Here is a 20,774-nt window from a genome sequence, read left to right as displayed (position 1 = left end):
CAAAGCAGGGCAGGCCGCGGCCGCCCTGCCTGTTGCGTTCCTCTTTGTACTCACCGGCACGCCGGTGCATTCTTTTGTACTGTGAAGCCATGGAAAACTTCAACGTTGCGGGGCTGATGAGTCAGCTCCTGCTCGGGCTTGGCAACGGCTCGTTTTACGCGATGCTGTCGCTGGGACTGGCCGTCATCTTCGGCCTGCTCAATGTCATTAACTTCTCGCACGGCGCGCTGTACATGATGGGCGCTTTCCTTGCGTGGATGGGCTTGCAGTATTTCGATCTCAATTACTGGGTCATGCTGGCACTCGCGCCGGTGCTGGTGGGATTGTTCGGCATCATTATCGAGCGCACCATGCTGCGCTGGCTGTACAAGCTCGATCACTTGTACGGGCTGTTGTTCACCTTTGGCGTGACGCTGGTGCTCGAGGGCGTGTTTCGCTCTTTCTACGGCGTGTCCGGTCAATCCTACGCGGTACCCGAAGCTTTGCAGGGTGTTACCGACCTCGGCTTCATGATGTTGCCTAATTATCGGGCCTGGGTGGTCGTGGCCTCGCTGGTGGTCTGCTTCTCGACCTGGTTCGTTATCGAAAAAACAAAACTTGGCGCGTATCTGCGTGCCGGCACCGAAAACCCCAAGCTGGTCGAAGCCTTCGGCATCAACGTGCCGCTGATGGTCACGCTGACCTATGGCTTTGGCGTCGCTTTGGCGGGCTTTGCAGGGGTGCTGGCGGCCCCGATACAGAATGTGACGCCCCTGATGGGGGCGGACCGGATTATCGTCGTGTTCGCCGTTGTGGTGATCGGCGGCATGGGTTCGATCATGGGTTCCATCCTGACCGGACTCGGTTTGGGGCTGATCGAAGGCTTGACCCGCTATTTTTACCCGGCCGGGTCGGAAGTGGTGGTGTTCGTCATGATGGTGATCGTGCTGTTGCTGCGCCCTGCCGGCTTGTTCGGCAAGGAAAAATAATGACATCGCCGCAGACAACCATTGGAGCATCGACATGAATAGACGACCTATCTTGTACCTCGTGGTGCTGGCCGTAGCGCTGGCGGCGCCTTTCGTCGGCTATCCCGTTTTCCTGATGAAGCTGCTGTGCTTCGGCCTGTTCGCGTGCGCGTTCAATTTGCTGATCGGCTATACCGGGTTGCTTTCGTTTGGGCATGCCGCGTTTTTCGGCTCGGCCGGCTACGTGGCCGGCTATATGCTGCGCGACCAGGGCTGGCCGATCGAACTGGCGATTCTGGCGGGGGTGGGCGCGAGTGCGCTGCTTGGCCTGGTGATTGGCGCCCTGGCCATCCGCCGCACCGGCATTTATTTCTCAATGATCACCCTGGCGCTGGCGCAGATGGTGCACTTTGCCGCCTTGCATGCGCCGTTCACGGGTGGCGAGGATGGCTTGCAGGGCGTGCCAAAAGGCAAGGCGCTCGGCTTTATCGACCTCTCCAATGACGTAAATATGTATTTCTTCGTGCTGGTCATTGCCATCGCCGGCTATGCGCTGATCAACCGCACCATCCATTCGCCTTTTGGCCAGGTCCTCAAGGCGATCAAGGAAAACGAGCCGCGCGCCATCTCGCTGGGCTTTAACGTCGACCGCTACAAGCTGATGGCTTTTGTGCTGTCGGCCGCGCTGGCGGGCCTGGCAGGCGCGACCAAAACGGCCATGATGGGTTTCGCCACGCTTACCGATATCAACTGGACCATGTCCGGGCTGGTGATTTTGATGACCCTGGTGGGCGGCATGGGAACGCTGACCGGACCGATCATCGGCGCCGTCATCATCATCTCGCTGGAAGAGAAAATGGGCGAAATCGGCGCTTACCTCGCTACCCATACCGGCGTCGAGTGGTTCAACACCCTGGGCGAATCGGTCGGCATGGTGACCGGACTGATCTTCATCGCCTGCGTGTTGTTGTTCCGTCGCGGCATCGTTGGAGAAATCGGCGCGGCGCTGGCCAATGCAGGGCGCACTAAAAAACCAGCCTGAGAGTCAGCCTGAGCGCCATACAATTGCACCAGGAAATCATCCGGACGAACGGCATTGCGCTCAATGTCGCCAGTGCAGGTCCTCGCACCGGCCGGGTGGTCCTGTTGCTGCACGGCTTTCCTGATACCCATGCCGAGTGGCGCAAGCATACGGCAGCCGCCCCATTGGCGGTCTGGCGCGCCAACTTTGCGCGCAAGGGCAGACCGGCAGCGGCTCTGCATTACTATCGCGCCAATGTGACGTTGCCAGGAACGGCCCAATGCACACCCTTGCCCGGTCCGATCCTGGCATGTGGGGCGAGGGTGACCCGGCGCTGACCGAAGCGCAGATGCGCGACTCCGCGCGCTATGTTGGCGGCAGCTTTCGGTACGAGCGCATCGAAGGCGCTGCCGGACACTGCTTGCAGCTAACCGAGCCCGACCGCATCAACGCCTTGCTGATCGGCTTTGGCCGCGTCTCTGACGTTCCCTAAATCTTAAAAGGCTGCGGCGTAGATAGCGCGGGCGTCTGTCCGTGTGACCTCGCGCGGATTGTTGCCCAGCAGACGAGTTTGCAGCATTGCGTCGTCCGCCAGGCGGTCCAGGTCGACTTCACTGACACCAACTTGCCGCAGCGTCGTTTGAATCCCTGTAACTGTGGCGATATGCTGCATCGCAACAATCAACGCCTCGGCGCGCGCTTCGATACTTCCCTGCGCATGCGGGGCCACAATGGCCGCCAAGGCCGCATAGTGTTCCATCGCTTCGGGCAAGTTGAAACGCAGCACGTGCGGCAAGACCAGTGAATTCGACAGGCCGTGCGGGACGTGGAAGATGCCGCCGATCGGGTAGGCCAGCGCGTGCACGGCGGCGACGGGCGCGTTTGAAAATGCCTGGCCGGCAAAATAGGCGCCCAGCAGCATGTTCTGGCGCGCGGCCAAGTTGGCGCCGTCTTCGCATGCGGTGAGCAGGTTGGCCGACAGCAGTGTCAGTGCCTGGCGCGCCAGCAGGTCGGACAGGGGATTTTTCTTGTGGCGGCTGGTGAACGCTTCGATGGCATGAACCATGGCATCGATGCCCGTTGCGGCCGTGACCAGGGGCGGCAAGCCCAGCGTGAGGGTCGCGTCCAGTACGGCCAGGTCCGCATACAGCTGCGCCGACACGACTCCTATCTTGCTGGTCTCGCCTGTGGTGACGATGGCGATGTTGGTGACCTCGGACCCCGTGCCAGCAGTGGTTGGCACCTGCACTAGCGGCAGGCGCGATCCCTTGACATTGCCGATGCCGTAAATGTCGGACAGTTGCTGGGTGCTTGCCGCCAGTACGGCGATCAGCTTGGCCACATCCATGGAGCTGCCGCCGCCCAGCCCGATGACGATGTCGATGTCTTTGCTGCGCGCAAATTCCACTGCCCGCAAGACCACGCGTTCCGGCGGATCGGCAACCACGTCAGCGTAGATGTGGGCCGTAATGCCCGCTTCCTGCAAGCTGGCTGCGGGCGCCTCGACGAGGCCGGTTTTCAGGAACCCGGGATCGGTGACGATCAGTGCGTGGCGCACCAGCGGGAAGTGTTGCCGCACGTGCTCGCCAAGGTTGGCGGCAGCGCCTGGCTGGGAAACCAGGTGCGGGACGGTGCTGAAGCTAAATGGATTCATGGCGGGAGCGAAGGCTGGTCGGAAGTAAAGCTTACACCAATCTGGCGACGGCGAAAGGCGAGGGCACGCACAAGCGGTTTGCATTTCTTCCGTACAATAGTCGGGCTTGCTGGCGAACGTTTCCTGGGCCTGACGATGATCGATGTTGCTTTACTTGTTGGTGCTGCCTTTCTGGCCGGCTTGGTCGATGCGGTGGTTGGTGGGGGAGGGCTGATCCAGATACCGGTGCTGTTCTCCGTCTTTCCACGTGAAATTCCCGCGACGCTGCTTGGCACCAGCAAGCTGGCCGGGATCTTTGGCACCGGCGCGGCGGCAGTCAACTATGCGTGGCGCGTCCGCGTGGCCTGGAGTGCGGCGGCGCCGGCTGCCGCTGCAGCCTTTGCCCTGTCGTTCGCCGGCGCGTACACGGTAACCAAAGTGCCGGCCGATTTTGTCAGGCTGCTGTTGCCCTGCGTGCTGGTCGCCGTGGCGTTCTATACCTTCAGGAAAAAAGACTTTGGCAGCGTCCATGCACCCGTCCATAGCGGCAATGCCGAACGCTTGCTGGCGATTGGCATGGGTGCTTGCATTGGTTTTTACGATGGCTTTTTCGGGCCCGGTACCGGCAGTTTCCTGATTTTTCTGTTCGTTCGTTTTTTTGGCTTCGATTTCTTCAGCGCTTCGGCGGCAGCCAAGATCGTTAATGTCGCGTGCAACTTTTCGGCGCTAATATGGTTTGGTTACAGCGGCCATCTTATGTGGCAGATTGGTCTGTTGATGGCCGTGTGCCAGGTAGCCGGCTCGCTGGTCGGCACGCGGCTGGCGATCAAGCACGGCAGTGCCTTCGTGCGCAAACTGTTCCTTGTGGTCGTTAGCGGGTTGATCGTCAAGACCGGGTTTGATGCCATTTCCAGACTTGGCGTGTGAATTTGTTCCACGTGAAACAATTCTGAACTTCGTTCAAGGATGTTCCACGTGGAACAATGGCGGGGGGACGAGGCCTAAATCTGCCAGCAAAAGAGTTTGTTGGACGAAAAGACTCTATAATCGGGCCTCATATCGTCGCTCCAACATTCCAAATCATGCTATTTCCAACTGAATTTGACGTCATCGTCGTCGGCGGCGGCCACGCCGGCACCGAGGCCGCTCTTGCTTCTGCCCGCATGGGGCAGAAGACTTTGCTGCTTACTCATAATATCGAGACGCTGGGGCAGATGTCCTGCAACCCTTCCATCGGCGGCATCGGCAAGGGTCACCTGGTCAAGGAAGTCGATGCAATGGGTGGTGCGATGGCGATTGCGACCGATGAGTCGGGGATCCAGTTCCGCATTCTGAATTCGTCCAAAGGTCCCGCTGTGCGCGCCACGCGCGCCCAGGCCGACCGCATTCTGTACAAGCAGGCCATTCGCTCGCGCCTGGAAAACCAGCCCAGTCTGTGGCTGTTCCAGCAGGCAGTTGACGATCTGATGCTCGAGGGCGACCGCGTCGTCGGCGCCGTCACGCAAATCGGCCTGCAGTTTCGCGCGCGAGCGGTTGTGCTAACGGCCGGCACTTTTCTCGATGGGAAGATTCATGTTGGCCTGCAAAACTACTCGGCAGGGCGCGCCGGCGATCCGCCGGCCATCTCGCTCTCGGCCCGCTTGAAGGACATGAAGCTGCCGCAAGGCCGGCTGAAAACGGGCACGCCACCGCGCATTGATGGCCGCAGCATCGATTTTTCGCAGATGCTCGAGCAGCCGGGCGACCTTGATCCGGTGCCCGTGTTCTCGGTCATGGGCAAGCGCGCGATGCACCCACGCCAAGTGCCGTGCTGGGTGACGCACACGAATGCCCAGACGCACGACATCATCCGCGCCGGCCTGGACCGTAGCCCGATGTATACGGGCGTGATCGAAGGCGTCGGTCCCCGCTATTGCCCGTCGATCGAAGACAAGATCCACCGCTTCGCCGGCAAGGATTCGCACCAGATATTCCTTGAACCGGAGGGCTTGACCACCAACGAGTTCTATCCAAACGGAATTTCAACGAGTCTGCCATTCGACGTACAAATTGCGCTGGTGCGCTCGATGAAGGGTATGGAAAACGCCTTCATCATCCGCCCCGGCTACGCTATCGAATACGATTATTTCGACCCGCGCGGCCTGAAAATGTCGCTGGAAACCAAGGCGGTGCAGGGCTTGTTTTTCGCCGGCCAGATCAACGGCACCACCGGTTACGAGGAAGCTGCGGCCCAGGGCATGCTGGCCGGGATCAACGCAGCGCTGCTGACCAAGGGAGAACCGGCCTGGGTCCCGGGCCGCTCGGAAGCCTACCTGGGCGTGCTGGTCGACGACCTGACCACGCAGGGCGTGGCCGAGCCGTACCGCATGTTCACCAGCCGCGCCGAGTTCCGCCTGTCGCTGCGGGAAGATAACGCCGACATGCGCCTGACCGAAATCGGCCGCAAACTCGGCTGCGTCGGCGACGCGCAGTGGGAAGCGTTCGAGCGCAAGCGCGAGGCTGTTGCTGTAGAACTTGAGCGCCTGCGCAGCACCTGGGTGAATCCGCGCATTCTGGCGGCAACAGAGTCGGAGCGCGTGATCGGCCAGAGCATTGAGCGTGAATATTCGCTGGCCGACTTGCTGCGCCGTCCGGGCGTGGAATATGAAAAGCTGATGACGATGGCCGGTGTGGAAGGGCAGGCCTTGGCCGGCCCCGGCGTGGAAGACGCTGCCGTGCGCGAACAGGTGGAGATCCAGCTCAAATACGCGGGTTACATCGACCGTCAGGCAAAGGAAGTCGAGCGTCACGACCACTATGAAAACCTCAAGCTGCCGGACTCCTTCAACTATCTGGAAATTGGCGCCTTGTCGTTTGAAGTGCGCCAAAAGCTCGACAAGCAGCGCCCCGAAACGCTGGGCCAGGCATCGCGAATTTCCGGCGTCACACCGGCCGCCATTTCGCTGTTGCTGGTACATCTAAAAAAGCGCGGTGCAAAAGGCTTTGCCACCCTCAAAGAGGAGTTGGCGCAATGACGTTTTTCGACCGGCCTAAGCTGGCGCTGATCCTGGCCGACGGTGTTAAAGAACTTGAACTCGGTTTGGATGGCAAGCAGCACGAACAATTGCTCGACTATCTCGCGCTGCTGTTCAAGTGGAACAAGGTGTACAACCTGACGTCAGTGCGCGACCCCCTGCAGATGATGACGCACCATCTGCTGGACTCGCTTGCGGCAGTGTCCGCGTTTGCTGGTGCGCGCAATGTGCTCGACGTCGGGGCAGGGGGCGGCTTGCCGGGCATGGTACTGGCAATTGCCTGTCCAGCGATGACAGTGGCGATGATCGACACTGTGCACAAGAAGACTGCTTTCCTGACGCAAGTGAAAGCCGAGCTGGAGTTGGCCAACGTCGCAGTGCATACGATGCGGGTCGAACAGCTGCAGGTGAGCGACAAATTTGACGTCATCACTTCGCGCGCCTTTGCCGACTTGTCGGATTTCGTCAATTGGTCAGGCCACTTGCTGGCGGAGGGCGGTCAATTCATCGCATTAAAGGGCACGGCGCCTCCCGAGGAGCAGGAAAGACTGCCAAAACAGTGGAAAGTGACGAAATTGGTCCCTTTGCGGGTGCCAGGACTGGATGCGGAACGACATCTCGTATTTATCCAGAAATCAAAGTAAATAATATAAACCGTATAAATGGTTTATACCAAATATACTAAATAAATCAATTATACGATTTTTATAGTATAAACGGTATAAACAGTAATTGTTGCGTCCACGATAAGAAGATACATGGCCAAAATATTTTGCGTAGCAAACCAAAAAGGCGGCGTCGGTAAGACTACTACCAGCGTCAACCTGTCGGCAGGGCTGGCAAAGCTCAATCAGCGCGTGCTGCTGGTCGACCTGGACCCGCAGGGAAATGCCACCATGGGCGCCGGCATCAACAAGGCGGGCCTGAAGGCGTCCACGTACGAAGTGCTGCTGGGCGAGGCTGACGTGAACACTGCGCGCCAGCGGTCCGAAGCAGGGCGCTTTGACGTGCTGCCGTCGAACCGCGAACTGGCCGGCGCCGAAGTCGAAATGGTGGAACTGGAAAACCGCGAACGGCGTCTGAAGGATGCGCTGGCCGTAGTGGACCAGGAATACGATTTCATCTTGATCGACTGCCCGCCCGCGCTGTCGATGCTCACCCTCAACGGCCTGTGCGCCGCGCATGGCGTCATCATCCCCATGCAGTGCGAGTATTACGCGCTGGAAGGCTTGTCGGATCTGGTCAACACGATCAAGAAGGTGCACGCCAACCTGAACCACGACCTGAAGATCATTGGCCTGCTGCGCGTAATGTTCGATCCGCGCATGACGCTGTCGCAGCAAGTCTCGGCCCAGCTCGAAGAACACTTTGGCGACAAGGTATTCGAAACCATCATCCCGCGCAACGTGCGCCTGGCCGAAGCACCGTCGTACGGCATCCCCGGCGTGGTGTTCGATCCCGCGTCCAAGGGTGCGCAGGCGTACATCGCCTTTGGCGCCGAGATGGTCAAACGCATCAAGACAATGTAATTAGAAGAGAATTCAGAAAGTAACCCGAATCATGGCAACCAAAAAACTCAAGGGGCTGGGCCGCGGCCTCGAAGCACTGCTCGGTGGCGACGGCGAGATGAACACGCCCGACGCCGGCACGCCATCGTCGCTGCCGGTGGTTCAACTACAGGCCGGCAAATACCAGCCGCGTACGCGCATGGACGAGGGCGCGCTGGCTGAACTGGCCGCGTCGATCAAAACGCAGGGCATCATGCAGCCGGTGCTGGTGCGGCCGGTGGGCAAGGACACGCTGACCGGCGCCATCAAGTACGAGATTATCGCCGGCGAGCGCCGCTTCCGCGCGGCCCAGCTGGCAGGCCTGGAGACGATACCGGTGCTGGTACGCGATGTGGACGACCAGGCCGCCGCTGCGATGGCGCTGATCGAAAACATCCAGCGCGAGGATTTGAACCCGCTGGAAGAAGCGCAGGGCATTCACCGCCTGATCTCGGATTTCAGTTTCACGCACGAGCAGGCGGCCACGGCGGTGGGGCGTTCGCGCAGCGCCGTGTCGAATTTGCTGCGCCTGATGAACCTGGCGGCGCCGGTGCAGACCATGCTGATGGCCGGCGACATCGACATGGGCCACGCGCGCGCCTTGCTGGCGGTCGATTCAGCCAGCCAGATCAACCTGGCCAACCAAGTGGTGGCCAAACGCTTGTCGGTACGCGAGACCGAAAAGCTGGTAACGCGCGCGATGGAAGAGCAGGCCAATCCGCCGAGCGCGCGCCAGAAAGAAAAATCCGGCGATATCGTCCGCCTCGAGGAAGAGCTGTCCGACAAGCTCGCCACGCCGGTTTTGTTCAAGATGGGCGCCAAGGGCAAGGGGCAGATGATTATTGATTTTGCCGATCTTGATATTCTTGACGGCGTCTTGGCGCGCTTGCGGGCGTAATTCCCGTCCATCGCGGCGCGTGGCGGATTGCGCGTGCCGCTTATCCGCCCTACTATTGACCCGGGCGAGTAGGGCAGATTAGCGAATGCGCATTCGGCCACGCGCCGCCCGGAACGCCCCCGGTAGGGCGGATAAGCGCCAGCGCCATCCGCCATGCTCCGCCCGGGACGCTACCCGGTAGGGCGGATAAGCGCCAGCGCAATCCGCCAAGCTCCGCCCGTGACGCCCCCTGGTACGGCGAACAAGCCCATTCCGCCAAGCTCCGCCCGTCGCGCCACCCGGTAAGGCATGCAAGCGCACGCCCAATCCCCATGCGCCTTCCGCAACGTCCCATGCCTGTCTTACACGAACATTACCGCCCCGAATTAGTGCGAAAGCTCGAATAATTCGTGGTTTTTGGACACGAACGGGCTCTGCCGCGGTGCAGCAACGTTTGACGCACATGCGTATATCGCCTTATAATCCCGCTGATTCACGTAATCCCAACACCCGAAACAGTATCCAAACGACTGGCGCGAAGAAGAAAACATGCTGCGCATAGTCTCCCTGCAATTGATGGCAACAGCAGTCGCCGGCGTCATCGCTGCCCTGCTGGGGGGATGGCCTGCGATGTTTTCGGCGGTGTTCGGCGGCTTGTGTGCGGTAGTACCCAATGCCCTGTTTGCGCTGCGCCTGTTTTCATCGGCACAGCGGGGCGCTGCTAATCCGATGACGTTCATGATCGGTGAGTTTATAAAGATTGCACTAACGGTGACGCTGCTTGGCGTGACCGCATGGCTGTACCGCGATTTGAACTGGCTTGCATTAATCTGCGGCTTCATCGTGGCACTAAAAAGTTACATCATTTTATTGTTTAGGCAGACATGACAACAGCGACAGAACACGTGGCAGCGGCCGCCGCTCACGCGCCGACCTCCGGCGAGTACATCAAGCACCACCTGGGTCACTTCCGCTCGGCTGACCAGCCGGGTATCGTCGACTTTTCAGTCATTAACTACGACACGATCTTTTGGTCAGTCGCGATGGCGCTGCTGACCTGCCTCATTCTTTGGGCAGTGACGCGCCGCGTCACCTCCGGCGTGCCGTCGCGCTTCCAGGGTGCGATCGAATCGATCGTGGAACTGGTCGACAACCAAGCCAAGGCCATCGTCCATGGCGATCGCAGCTTCATTGCACCAATGGCGCTGACCGTATTCCTCTGGGTCGCCCTGATGAACTCGATGGACTTCCTGCCAGTCGACCTGTTTGCCACCATCTTCCGCGCGCTGGGCATCCAAGGCGCACATGGCGAACCCTTCTTCCGCGTGGTCCCGACCGCCGACTTGAACGGCACCTTCGGCATGGCCCTGGTCGTATTTGGCGCAATGATTTTTTACAACCTGAAGATCAAGGGTCTGGGCGGCTTCATTCATGAGCTGTTCACTGCACCTTTCGGCGCCCATCCGGCACTGTGGATCTTCAATTTTGGTCTGAACCTCATCGAATTCGCAGCAAAAACCGTCTCGCTCGCAATGCGACTGTTCGGCAACATGTTTGCTGGCGAACTGATCTTCTTGCTGATCGCGCTGCTGGGCGCTACCTGGGTCGGTTTCACCGCCCAAAGCGTCGCACTGGCCGGTCTGCACGTTGCGCTGGGTTCAGTCTGGGCTATCTTCCACATTCTGATCGTGTTCTTGCAGGCGTTTATTTTCATGATGCTCACGCTGGTGTATATCGGCCAGGCTCACGAAGGTCACTAAAAACGCAGCATCGTAGTTGGCAGGTTTTCGCAGTATCTTGATTTTTTAATTTTTCAATTTTTTATATTTAGGAGTTTTCATGACTAACGTCGCTATGGTTGCACTGGCTTGCGGTTTGATTATTGGTTTGGGCGCGATCGGCGCATGTATCGGCATCGGTATCATGGGCGGCAAGTTCATCGAAGCTTCGGCACGTCAGCCTGAACTGATGAACACGCTGCAAACCAAGATGTTCCTGTTGGCTGGTCTGATCGACGCTGCATTCCTGATCGGTGTTGGTATCGCAATGATGTTTGCGTTCTCCAACCCGTTCACCGGCTAAGCGCTGATTCTCAATAGCCGGGCACGCGTTCTTGCCTGCCCGGCGTATGTCATTCTGAGAAGGAAAATGCTGTGAATTTAAATTCTACGATGTTCGTGCAAGCCATCGTGTTCCTGATCCTGGCCTTCGTTGTTTCGAAGTTCTTCTGGCCACCGATCATTGGCGCACTGGATGCACGTGCTAAAAAAATTGCTGATGGTTTAGCTGCTGCCGATCAGGGCAAGCTGGCCATGGCTGCCGCAGAAAAGCGCGTACAGGCTGAACTGGCCGGTGCCCGCGACGAAGGTCAAAAGCGCATCGCTGACGCTGAAAAGCGCGCCCAGATGATCGCCGACGAAATCAAGGCAAACGCCCAGGCTGAAGCGAATCGCATCATCTCGCAAGCTAAAGCCGATGCTGACCAGCAAGTAACCAAGGCGCGCGAAGAATTGCGTTCCCAGGTTGCCGGTCTGGCCGTCAAAGGTGCTGAGCAGATCCTCAAGCGCGAAGTGAACGCAGCGGCTCACGCCGACCTGTTGTCGCAACTGGCTGTCGAGCTGTAATCATGGCGGAACTCGCAACCGTCGCCCGTCCTTACGCCGAAGCCGTGTTTCGCGTCGCCCAAACCGGCGACATGGCTGCCTGGTCTACCCTGATCGACGAACTGGCGCAAATTGGCGCCAATGCCGACGTCAAGGATTTTGCCCGCAATCCGAACGTGACCGAGGCGCAAGTGCTCGACGCGTTCGCATCGCTGGTGAAAGCCCCCTTGACCGCTGAAGCGACCAACTTCGTCACGATGTTGATCGAAAACGGCCGTGTGGCATTGCTGCCTGAAATCGGCGCCCAGTTCGCTGTGCTGAAAAACGCGCAGGAAGGTGCCGCCGATGCTCACATCACGAGCGCGTTCGACATCTCGGCCGAGCAGGTCGCAGACCTCGTAAAGACGCTGGAAAAGAAATTTCGCCGCAAGCTTAACCCGACCGTGACAGTGGATTCTTCGCTCATCGGTGGTGTGCGCGTGGTCGTTGGTGATGAAGTGCTCGATACCTCGGTACGCGCCAAGCTGCAACAGATGAACGTTGCGCTCGCGTCGTAAGACATTCGCATTTCAAGCCGGCGCCTTCGCCCCTTGCTCTACGCATCAAGAAACTATTAGGAGTTAGCATGCAACTTAACCCATCTGAAATCAGCGAACTGATCAAGAGCCGGATTCAAGGTCTCGAAGGTTCCGCTGAAGTTCGCAATCAAGGCACGGTTATCTCCGTAGCCGACGGTATCTGCCGCATCCATGGTCTGTCGGACGTGATGCAGGGCGAGATGCTCGAATTCCCAGGCAATACGTTTGGCCTGGCAATGAACCTGGAGCGCGACTCCGTCGGCGCCGTTATTCTGGGTGCTTACGAGCACATCTCCGAAGGCGACGTTGTCAAGTGCACCGGCCGCATCCTGGAAGTACCGATCGGTCCTGAACTCAAGGGTCGGGTCGTCAACGCGCTGGGTCAGCCGATCGACGGCAAGGGTCCTGTCAACGCCAAGCTGACCGCCGCTATCGAAAAAATCGCACCGGGCGTGATCGCCCGCCAGTCCGTCTCGCAGCCTATGCAGACCGGCCTGAAGTCGATCGACTCGATGGTACCGATCGGCCGTGGTCAGCGCGAGCTGATCATTGGTGACCGCCAGACCGGTAAATCGGCTGTCGCGATCGATGCGATCATCAACCAGAAGGGCCAGAACATGACGTGTATCTACGTCGCGATCGGCCAGAAGGCATCGACCATCAAGAACATCGTGCGCTCGCTCGAGACGCACGGCGCGATGGAATACACCATCGTCGTTGCAGCGTCGGCTTCCGAGTCGGCAGCGATGCAGTACATCTCCCCGTACTCCGGTTGCGCCATGGGCGAATACTTCCGTGACCGCGGCCAGGATGCACTGATCGTCTACGATGATCTGTCCAAGCAAGCTGTTGCCTACCGCCAGATCTCGCTGCTGCTGCGCCGTCCACCAGGCCGCGAAGCGTATCCTGGCGACGTGTTCTACCTGCACAGCCGCCTGCTCGAGCGCGCAGCACGCGTGAACCCTGATTACGTTGAAAAGTTCACCAACGGCGAAGTCAAGGGCCAGACCGGCTCGCTGACCGCACTGCCGATCATTGAAACGCAAGCAGGCGACGTATCCGCTTTCGTGCCAACCAACGTGATTTCGATTACCGACGGCCAGATCTTCCTGGACACCGCACTGTTCAACTCCGGTGTGCGTCCTGCGATTAACGCCGGTATTTCGGTATCCCGCGTCGGTGGCGCTGCCCAGACCAAGGTCATCAAAAACCTGTCCGGCGGTATCCGTACCGACTTGGCGCAGTACCGTGAATTGGCTGCGTTCGCGCAGTTCGCTTCCGACCTCGATGAATCGACCCGCAAGCAGCTCGACCGCGGTGCCCGTGTTACTGAACTGCTCAAGCAGTCGCAGTACTCGCCGCTGCCGATCTCGCTGATGGCCGTGTCGCTGTTCGCAGTGAACAAGGGTTTCTTCGACGATGTTGAAGTCAAGCGCGTACTGGCTTTCGAAGCCGGCCTGCATGGCTACATGAAGACCAAGCAAGCTGCCCTGCTGTCCAAGATTGAAGAGACGAAACAGCTGGACAAGGATGGCGAAGCTGCCATGGCTGCCGCTGTTGCTGACTTCAAGAAATCCGGCGCATATTAATTGACTGACGGCGCCGCCAGCAGGTAGGGCGGCGCCCGATAGCGCATAAGGGGTAAGGACTCATGGCATCAGGCAAAGAGATACGAGGCAAGATCAAGAGCGTAGAAAATACGAAGAAGATCACGAAGGCGATGGAAATGGTCGCCGCATCGAAAATGCGCAAAGCGCAAGATCGCATGCGGGCAGCCCGTCCCTACAGTGACAAGATTCGTAATATCGCCGCCAATCTTGCTGGCGCGAATCCGGAATACACGCACCCGTTCATGGCGCAAGCCAAGACCGTGCAAGCAAAAGCAGTTGGCTTCATCGTCGTCACGACCGACAAGGGTCTGTGCGGCGGCATGAACACCAACATTTTGCGGATGGTGACGCAAAAAACGCGCGAGCTGGAAACAGCTGGCAACAAGGTTGAAGCAGTTGCCATTGGCAACAAGGGTTTGGGTTTTATGAATCGGGTTGGTGTCCGGGTCGTGTCGCATGCGATTCAGATCGGCGACACCCCGCACCTGGAAAAGTTGATCGGACCTGTCAAGGTCATGCTCGACGAGTACCAGGAAGGCAAGCTCGACGCAGTCTACATCTGCTACACCAAGTTTATCAACACGATGAAGCAAGAACCGATCGTGCAGCAATTGCTGCCGCTGTCGGCCGACAAGTTAGAAGGCGACAAGGGGAATCACTCTTGGGACTATATCTACGAGCCGGAAGCGCAAACCGTGATCGATGAACTGCTGGTGCGTTATGTAGAAGCACTGGTGTACCAGGCGGTTGCTGAAAATCTGGCGTCCGAGCAATCGGCGCGGATGGTCGCGATGAAAGCGGCAAGCGACAACGCCGGTAGTGTTATCGGTGAACTGAAGCTGGTCTACAACAAGACCCGCCAGGCTGCGATTACCAAAGAACTCTCCGAGATCGTCGCCGGTGCGGCAGCGGTCTAACCCGTTTTTAAATATATATAGAAGGAACGAACATGGCTGATGGCAAAATCGTTCAGTGTATTGGCGCTGTTGTTGACGTTGAGTTTCCACGCAACGCAATGCCTAAGGTTTTCGACGCACTGAAAATGGCAGGCTCCGAACTGACCCTGGAAGTACAGCAGCAGCTGGGCGACGGCATTGTCCGTACCATTGCACTGGGTACCTCCGACGGCTTGCGTCGCGGCATGGCAATCCAGAACACCGGCAAGCCAATCATGGTACCGGTCGGCAAGGCTACCCTGGGCCGTATTCTGGACGTGCTGGGCAACCCGATTGACGAATGCGGTCCTGTATCGCACGAGCAAACCGCATCGATCCACCGCGTGGCCCCTGCGTACGACGAACTGTCGCCATCGCAAGAGCTGCTGGAAACCGGCATCAAGGTGATTGACCTGGTGTGCCCGTTTGCAAAAGGCGGTAAAGTCGGCCTGTTCGGCGGCGCCGGCGTGGGCAAGACGGTCAACATGATGGAACTGATCAACAACATCGCTAAAGCTCACTCGGGTGTTTCCGTGTTTGCCGGTGTGGGTGAGCGTACTCGTGAAGGTAATGACTTCTACCACGAGATGGCTGATGCCAAGGTTGTCGATCTGGAAAATCCAGAGAACTCCAAAGTAGCGATGGTCTACGGCCAGATGAATGAGCCGCCAGGTAACCGTCTGCGCGTGGCGCTGACCGGCCTGACGATCGCTGAATCGTTCCGTGACGAAGGCAAAGACGTGCTGTTCTTCGTGGACAACATCTACCGCTTCACGCTGGCAGGTACCGAAGTATCCGCACTGCTGGGCCGTATGCCATCGGCCGTGGGTTACCAGCCAACGCTGGCCGAAGAAATGGGCCGTCTGCAAGAGCGCATCACTTCGACCAAGACCGGTTCGATTACTTCGGTGCAAGCCGTGTACGTTCCAGCGGACGATTACACGGATCCGTCGCCAGCAACCACCTTTGCTCACTTGGATTCGACCGTTGCACTGTCGCGTGACATCGCTTCGCTGGGTATCTACCCTGCGGTCGATCCACTCGACTCGACCTCGCGCCAGCTGGACCCGCTCGTCGTCGGCCAGGAACACTACGACACCGCGCGCGCTGTCCAGGGCACCCTGCAGCGCTACAAGGAATTGCGTGACATTATCGCGATTCTGGGCATGGACGAATTGGCGCCTGAAGACAAGCTGCTCGTTTCCCGTGCACGTAAGATGCAGCGTTTCCTGTCGCAGCCGTTCTTCGTTGCTGAAGTGTTTACCGGCGCGCCAGGCAAGTACGTTTCGCTGAAAGACACGATCAAAGGCTTCAAGATGATCGCATCGGGCGAACTGGACCACCTGCCGGAGCAAGCGTTCTACATGGTTGGCACGATCGAAGAAGCAATCGAAAAAGCCAAGAAGCTCAACTAAGTAAGAGCCGATAGGACACCTTATGGCAAACACAATTCACGTTGACGTGGTATCGGCCGAAGAGCTCATCTTTTCGGGCGAAGCCGAATTCGTCGCGTTGCCGGGTGAAGCGGGTGAGCTGGGGATTTATCCCAAGCACACCCCGCTGATTACCCGCATCAAGCCGGGTGCTGTACGGATCAAGGTTGTCGGCCGTGACGAAGAAGAGTTCGTCTTCGTCGCCGGCGGCATCCTGGAAGTACAGCCGAACGGTGTGACGGTTCTGGCCGACACCGCAATTCGCGGTCAAGACCTGGACGAAGCAAAAGCAATGGCCGCCAAAAAAGCTGCTGAAGAAAACTTGGTCAACAAGGATTCCAAGGTCGACTACGCGATGGCGCAAGCTGAACTTGCCACGGCGATCGCGCAACTGGCGGCAATCGCCAAGCTGCGCAGCACCAGGCGTTAAGCTGGCAATACATGCAGTACAAGAAAGGCAGCTTCGGCTGCCTTTTTTTATTCGCGGCATCCGATGGCAGCGACACCGTAGTCCTTGCCCAGCATTTTTGTTTAAATGTTTACCAAGGGCATTGTCGGGTACCTCATAATGAGTCGTTATTCTTTCGCTACCACCGCCAAGGCCACCCATGAAATTTGCCGTATTGCCTATCGCGTTAATCTGTCTCCACACCACAGTCGCCAGCGCACAAACGCCGAATGACTGGTCGCTCGTGATACAGCAACAGGGCAAGCAATTCAGTATTCAATCGCCGATCAAACTGAAGAAGGCACCTTTTGAATTTGTCTTCCAGGGTCCGAACGAGATGGCCTACGGCATCCTGGCGTCCAGCCAATGCGAAGAGCTCGTAGCGCTCAAAACCGAGGCGCAGATCGCAGCAGCAATTCGGCCGACAAATATCGGGGCTGAATCGAACGCCCGGAACGATCGCTTTTTGGTAGTCAATGTAGCTGGGGAAGTCCAATCCGGCGACAACACCGCGCATGTGTGGCGTGAAGACAAGGACAACCAGCAATACAGCTTTCAACGCTACGTACCGACGCCAAAGAGCGGTGCGAACGCGACACGGGAGGTCACGACGTTTATGTTCCAGACCTCCGACATGATGGCAATGAAGCAGTATCCTGAGCCACTGCTGTGCGTGCTGGTCACAGGATTGCCGCCGGTCGGCCACATGGCCCACGTTAACCCAAAGCTCGTCCAGATTGTCTTCAAGTGATCCCCTCGCCTTGCGAGCAACAGAATATCCCGATCCCGACAGTCCATACCGCGCACGCAAGCAACACCACGGAGCAACCATGATCGATCTTCAGGCAAGCGATATTCGTCCATTCCTCCCTGCGCGGGACTTTGAAATGTCCAAGGCGTTCTATGTCGGTCTGGGTTTTACCATTCCCTGGTCGGACGCCAACATGGCATTGCTGGAAGTGGGCAACCAGCGTTTTTACCTGCAGCGCTATTCGGTCAAGGATTGGGCGGACAACAGCATGCTGCACATTACCGTGGCCGACGCCCAGGCCTGTTACACCCAGATCACCGCGCTGCTGGCCACTGGCAAGTTTCCCGGCGCCCGCGTGGCGGAGCCCAAGCAGGAACAGTACGGCGCACTGGTCACCTACGTGTGGGACCCGAACGGCGTTCTGTTACACCTGGCGCAGTGGGACAAGCAATAGCGGGCGAGAAATGCACGCCGCTCGCAGCACCTGCGTGTACGTTCATCGGTAGAAATCGACTGTCCGTCGCATTGGCGGGGCCATCCTCACGGCGCGGGAATATAGTCAGGGCTGCTTAATTCACACATTAGGGATAGACATGCTCAAACTTTCGCCGCTGTGCCTCGCCGCGCTTTTACTGCTTCAGTTGCCGCTTGCCGCGGTCCACGCCGCACCGGTCGCCGCTGTCGTCGATCAGGCGCTGGCCGCGCGTATCGATGCGCTCGTGGCGCCCTACTACAAGCCGGGCCAGCCGGGAGCGACCCTGATTGTCGTCAAGAACGGCAAAACGCTGTTGCGCAAGGCCTACGGCATGGCGGACGTCGAGCACCAGGTCGCAATGCGGCCTGAGGCCACGCTGCGACTGGGATCGATCACCAAGCAATTCACCGCCGTGGCCATCATGATGCTCGCTGACGAAGGCAAGCTTGCCACAACGGACCCGATCACTAAATTTTTGCCCGACTACCCGACCCAGGGCAAAGTGATCACCATCGAACACTTGCTCACGCATACATCGGGCATTGTCAGCTATACCGGCAAACCGGACTTTCGCACCCAGTCGCTGCGCGACGTGACGGTGCCGCAGATGATCGACTATTTCAAGAATGATCCCATCGAATTTACTCCCGGAACCAAGCACGAGTACAACAATTCCGGCTACTTCCTGCTCGGCGCAATCATCGAAAAGCTGTCGGGACAGTCGTACGCCAAGTTTGTCGAACAGCGTATTTTTATTCCACTAGGCATGACCCACACTGCCTACGAAGGCCATGAGCGCGCCGTCGTGCTGCGCGCCGCAGGACATGAACAAACCCCTGCAGGCTTCGGGCCGAGCCAGCCACTGAGCATGAGCCAGCCCTACGCGGCCGGCTCGCTGGTATCGACCGTGGACGACCTGGCCAAGTGGGATGCAGCCATCAGCGCCGGCACGCTGCTTAAACCTGCAAGCTGGAAACAGGCATTCACCCCCTATATCCTGGCCAATGGCACATCGACCGGCTATGCCTATGGCTGGGCAGTGGGCAAGTTGCGCGGCAGCCAGGCCGTGTCGCACGGCGGGGGCATCAATGGCTTTTCTACTTACGCCGTGCGGCTGCCCGCCGAAAAAGTGTATGTTGCCCTGTTGACCAACAGCGACAGCGGCATGCCGGCGCCAAGTCTGGTGGCGCGCCAGGCAGCGGCCGTGGCCATTGGCAAGCCGTTCCCCGAGTACAAGGCCATTGTGCTGGGCACGGCCGCGCTCGACGCCTTTGACGGCAGCTACAAGGTGGACGAAAAATCGAGCCGGGTAGTGCGACGCGAAGGTGATCGCCTGCTCATGCAGCGCACCGGCCGCAGGGCGGTGGAACTTATTCCGTTTTCACCAGACAATTTTTTCGTCAAGGAATCGACCGATACCTTCACCTTCCATCGCAACGCCCAGGGCCAGGTCGACCAGGTCACGCTACATGCTGACGACGCCGACATCGTCTTCCCCAGGACGGGTGCGGCGCCGGCGCCGCGCGTGAGCGTCACGCTCGGCCAAGCCGCGCTCGACACGTTTGTCGGGCGCTACGAGTTAAAGCCAGGTTTTGTCCTGGCGTTGACGCGCGATGGCGATCAACTGTTCGGCCAGGCCACGGGGCAACCCAGGTTGTTGTTGACGCCAGTGTCGCGTAGCACTTTTTACGTCAAGCAAATCGACGGCGAGATTCGTTTCGACGCAGGCAATGCCCAGTTGACGCTGCTGCAAGGGGTGCGCACGGTGGTGGCCAAGCGCCTGTAATGGTCGCCCGCCGCTTTAGCCAGGAGCGGCGTTGGCCGCGAAACGCAAGCGCGTGATCCTCGTCCCAGCGGCACCATCTTTTTATCAAGAAATATCGCCACAGGAAAACAATGTCGGCAGGCGTCCAGCTGGGCGCGGCCGCCCACGAAAGCGTATTCATATTGCAACGGATGATGTAATTTTATCTTGCTTGATGAGCAATCTGAACGCACACTGATCCCTTATGTCGAATTGCATCAGGAAATGGGGCGCACATCATGCTATCTCGCTTGCTCAAAAAGTCGCAGCAGCTGGGTCCGGCCTACGGAAAAAAGCCTTATATCAATGCCGAGCAACTGGCGTTTTACCAACGCTTGCGCCAGGCGCTGCCTAATTGCACTGTTTTCCCCGATGTCGCCCTGTCCGCCCTGATCAAACCCCTCGCCGACGATACCCGCCAGTTACGCCAGCAACAGGAAAAACTGGCCGGACGCCGCCTTGCCTATGGCGTGTTCACCGATATGCTCGAATTACTGTGCGTAATAGAACTGACCAGCGCCGGCGAGCAGTCCGAGGAGCGAGCACTCACTCTGGCGTGCCTGCAAGATGCCGGCATCCCTTGTTTTAGTTGGGAGCAAGCAAACTTGCCGTCGCGCGACCAGATTTTGCGGACCATGGCGGCGTTCACCGACATCGCGCCCGCCAGGCTCCAGCCTGCTGCCAACAGCGTCATGCGCAGCGATTTCCCGGCGCCCGACAGTGTCTTGCCGGTGCGCGGCCCGGCGGTTTTCTCGCTGACGGTCGAGGAGCTGCAAAAGCTCACGCCCAACGGCCACGTCAAGGCAGCCTATCCCCACATCTGGGAGCGCATTTGCCTGTTCTGCCCGGAGCCGCGCCATCTTGAGCAGTACCTAAGCTCGCTTTCGCTGCAAGACCGCAGCAGCAAGCGCACGGGCTTTTCGGAAAGCGTGATCGTTGAACTGGCCGACCTGCAAGGCGCCAACGCGCGCTTCATTCCCACCCAGGTCCGCGTGCGCGGGGCCTGGAACGATATCTTCGAAAACCGCTGAGCACCAATAAAGCAGCCGGGGCCGCCTTAACCGCCGGGCTTGCTTGTAAGTTGCGCTCAGAATCACG

General features: G+C 58.7%; 22 protein-coding genes. 21 read left to right on the top strand and 1 reads right to left on the bottom strand.

The features are described 5' to 3' along the window. The first annotated feature begins 89 nt into the window (after window positions 1–89). The 3 genes from ACP7D4_RS03275 to ACP7D4_RS03265 all read left to right on the top strand — a co-directional run bounded on the left by ACP7D4_RS03275 (window position 90) and on the right by ACP7D4_RS03265 (window position 2,461). The gene (locus tag ACP7D4_RS03275) at window positions 90–968 is read left to right on the top strand and encodes a branched-chain amino acid ABC transporter permease (RefSeq protein ID WP_426105858.1); all 879 of its coding nucleotides are present in this window, start codon (window positions 90–92) and stop codon (window positions 966–968) included. A 34-nt stretch (window positions 969–1,002) separates the two neighbouring features. After that, window positions 1,003–1,989 carry a branched-chain amino acid ABC transporter permease gene (locus tag ACP7D4_RS03270; protein WP_426207764.1) on the top strand — a complete coding sequence of 329 codons (987 nt, stop codon included), beginning with the start codon at window positions 1,003–1,005 and terminating at the stop codon, window positions 1,987–1,989. Window positions 1,990–2,248: 259 nt separating this feature from the next. Beyond that, window positions 2,249–2,461 carry an alpha/beta fold hydrolase gene (locus ACP7D4_RS03265; protein WP_426207763.1) on the top strand — a complete coding sequence of 71 codons (213 nt, stop codon included), beginning with the start codon at window positions 2,249–2,251 and terminating at the stop codon, window positions 2,459–2,461. A 3-nt stretch (window positions 2,462–2,464) separates the two neighbouring features. Here ACP7D4_RS03265 and ACP7D4_RS03260 read toward each other — a convergent pair whose 3' ends face one another. Further along, window positions 2,465–3,622 carry an iron-containing alcohol dehydrogenase gene (locus ACP7D4_RS03260; RefSeq protein WP_426207762.1) on the bottom strand — a complete coding sequence of 386 codons (1,158 nt, stop codon included), beginning with the start codon at window positions 3,620–3,622 and terminating at the stop codon, window positions 2,465–2,467. A 135-nt stretch (window positions 3,623–3,757) separates the two neighbouring features. Here ACP7D4_RS03260 and ACP7D4_RS03255 point away from each other — a divergent pair, with 135 nt between their 5' ends. The 18 genes from ACP7D4_RS03255 to ACP7D4_RS03170 all read left to right on the top strand — a co-directional run bounded on the left by ACP7D4_RS03255 (window position 3,758) and on the right by ACP7D4_RS03170 (window position 20,707). Further along, the gene (locus ACP7D4_RS03255) at window positions 3,758–4,528 is read left to right on the top strand and encodes a sulfite exporter TauE/SafE family protein (protein ID WP_426207775.1); all 771 of its coding nucleotides are present in this window, start codon (window positions 3,758–3,760) and stop codon (window positions 4,526–4,528) included. Between the two features lie 155 nt (window positions 4,529–4,683). Further along, window positions 4,684–6,615: a tRNA uridine-5-carboxymethylaminomethyl(34) synthesis enzyme MnmG gene (gene mnmG / locus ACP7D4_RS03250; protein WP_426207761.1), complete on the top strand. Its 1,932-nt coding sequence runs from the start codon at window positions 4,684–4,686 to the stop codon at window positions 6,613–6,615. After that, window positions 6,612–7,259: a 16S rRNA (guanine(527)-N(7))-methyltransferase RsmG gene (gene rsmG, locus ACP7D4_RS03245; protein WP_426207760.1), complete on the top strand. Its 648-nt coding sequence runs from the start codon at window positions 6,612–6,614 to the stop codon at window positions 7,257–7,259. The genes mnmG and rsmG overlap by 4 nt, the downstream gene beginning before the upstream one ends. A gap of 114 nt (window positions 7,260–7,373) precedes the next feature. Next, on the top strand, window positions 7,374–8,144 hold the full coding sequence (locus tag ACP7D4_RS03240) for a ParA family protein (RefSeq protein ID WP_426105850.1): 771 nt from the start codon (window positions 7,374–7,376) through the stop codon (window positions 8,142–8,144). Window positions 8,145–8,175: 31 nt separating this feature from the next. Continuing rightward, the gene (locus tag ACP7D4_RS03235) at window positions 8,176–9,060 is read left to right on the top strand and encodes a ParB/RepB/Spo0J family partition protein (RefSeq protein WP_426207759.1); all 885 of its coding nucleotides are present in this window, start codon (window positions 8,176–8,178) and stop codon (window positions 9,058–9,060) included. 528 nt (window positions 9,061–9,588) lie between these two features. Next, on the top strand, window positions 9,589–9,927 hold the full coding sequence (locus tag ACP7D4_RS03230) for an ATP synthase subunit I (protein WP_426105848.1): 339 nt from the start codon (window positions 9,589–9,591) through the stop codon (window positions 9,925–9,927). Beyond that, the gene (gene atpB, locus ACP7D4_RS03225) at window positions 9,924–10,799 is read left to right on the top strand and encodes a F0F1 ATP synthase subunit A (protein ID WP_426207758.1); all 876 of its coding nucleotides are present in this window, start codon (window positions 9,924–9,926) and stop codon (window positions 10,797–10,799) included. The genes ACP7D4_RS03230 and atpB overlap by 4 nt, the downstream gene beginning before the upstream one ends. A gap of 79 nt (window positions 10,800–10,878) precedes the next feature. Then, window positions 10,879–11,121 (top strand): F0F1 ATP synthase subunit C, encoded by a 243-nt coding sequence (gene atpE, locus ACP7D4_RS03220; RefSeq protein ID WP_426105845.1) that lies wholly within the window; start codon window positions 10,879–10,881, stop codon window positions 11,119–11,121. Between the two features lie 71 nt (window positions 11,122–11,192). Continuing rightward, window positions 11,193–11,663 carry a F0F1 ATP synthase subunit B gene (locus ACP7D4_RS03215; RefSeq protein ID WP_426105843.1) on the top strand — a complete coding sequence of 157 codons (471 nt, stop codon included), beginning with the start codon at window positions 11,193–11,195 and terminating at the stop codon, window positions 11,661–11,663. A gap of 2 nt (window positions 11,664–11,665) precedes the next feature. Beyond that, window positions 11,666–12,199: a F0F1 ATP synthase subunit delta gene (locus tag ACP7D4_RS03210; protein ID WP_426207757.1), complete on the top strand. Its 534-nt coding sequence runs from the start codon at window positions 11,666–11,668 to the stop codon at window positions 12,197–12,199. Between the two features lie 68 nt (window positions 12,200–12,267). Continuing rightward, on the top strand, window positions 12,268–13,809 hold the full coding sequence (gene atpA / locus ACP7D4_RS03205) for a F0F1 ATP synthase subunit alpha (RefSeq protein WP_426105841.1): 1,542 nt from the start codon (window positions 12,268–12,270) through the stop codon (window positions 13,807–13,809). A 62-nt stretch (window positions 13,810–13,871) separates the two neighbouring features. Beyond that, window positions 13,872–14,747, top strand: a complete 876-nt coding sequence (atpG, locus tag ACP7D4_RS03200) for a F0F1 ATP synthase subunit gamma (RefSeq protein ID WP_426207756.1) — start codon at window positions 13,872–13,874, stop codon at window positions 14,745–14,747. A 32-nt stretch (window positions 14,748–14,779) separates the two neighbouring features. Continuing rightward, the gene (atpD, locus tag ACP7D4_RS03195; RefSeq protein ID WP_426105838.1) at window positions 14,780–16,180 is read left to right on the top strand and encodes a F0F1 ATP synthase subunit beta; all 1,401 of its coding nucleotides are present in this window, start codon (window positions 14,780–14,782) and stop codon (window positions 16,178–16,180) included. A 22-nt stretch (window positions 16,181–16,202) separates the two neighbouring features. After that, window positions 16,203–16,628: a F0F1 ATP synthase subunit epsilon gene (locus ACP7D4_RS03190; RefSeq protein ID WP_426105837.1), complete on the top strand. Its 426-nt coding sequence runs from the start codon at window positions 16,203–16,205 to the stop codon at window positions 16,626–16,628. Window positions 16,629–16,806: 178 nt separating this feature from the next. Beyond that, the gene (locus ACP7D4_RS03185; RefSeq protein WP_426207755.1) at window positions 16,807–17,397 is read left to right on the top strand and encodes a hypothetical protein; all 591 of its coding nucleotides are present in this window, start codon (window positions 16,807–16,809) and stop codon (window positions 17,395–17,397) included. Window positions 17,398–17,476: 79 nt separating this feature from the next. Beyond that, entirely contained in the window at window positions 17,477–17,851 is a 375-nt protein-coding gene (locus tag ACP7D4_RS03180) for a hypothetical protein (RefSeq protein WP_426105834.1), read from the top strand. Between the two features lie 139 nt (window positions 17,852–17,990). Then, window positions 17,991–19,658 (top strand): serine hydrolase, encoded by a 1,668-nt coding sequence (locus tag ACP7D4_RS03175; RefSeq protein ID WP_426207754.1) that lies wholly within the window; start codon window positions 17,991–17,993, stop codon window positions 19,656–19,658. Between the two features lie 257 nt (window positions 19,659–19,915). Next, the gene (locus ACP7D4_RS03170) at window positions 19,916–20,707 is read left to right on the top strand and encodes a DUF2726 domain-containing protein (RefSeq protein ID WP_426105831.1); all 792 of its coding nucleotides are present in this window, start codon (window positions 19,916–19,918) and stop codon (window positions 20,705–20,707) included. The last annotated feature ends 67 nt before the right edge of the window (window positions 20,708–20,774 follow it).

Origin of the sequence: Massilia sp. TWP1-3-3, from assembly GCF_049897805.1 — a bacterium.
Classification (GTDB): domain Bacteria; phylum Pseudomonadota; class Gammaproteobacteria; order Burkholderiales; family Burkholderiaceae_D; genus Telluria_A.
Note: the sequence above shows the minus strand (reverse complement) of the source record. Positions and strands in the feature narration are given on the sequence as shown.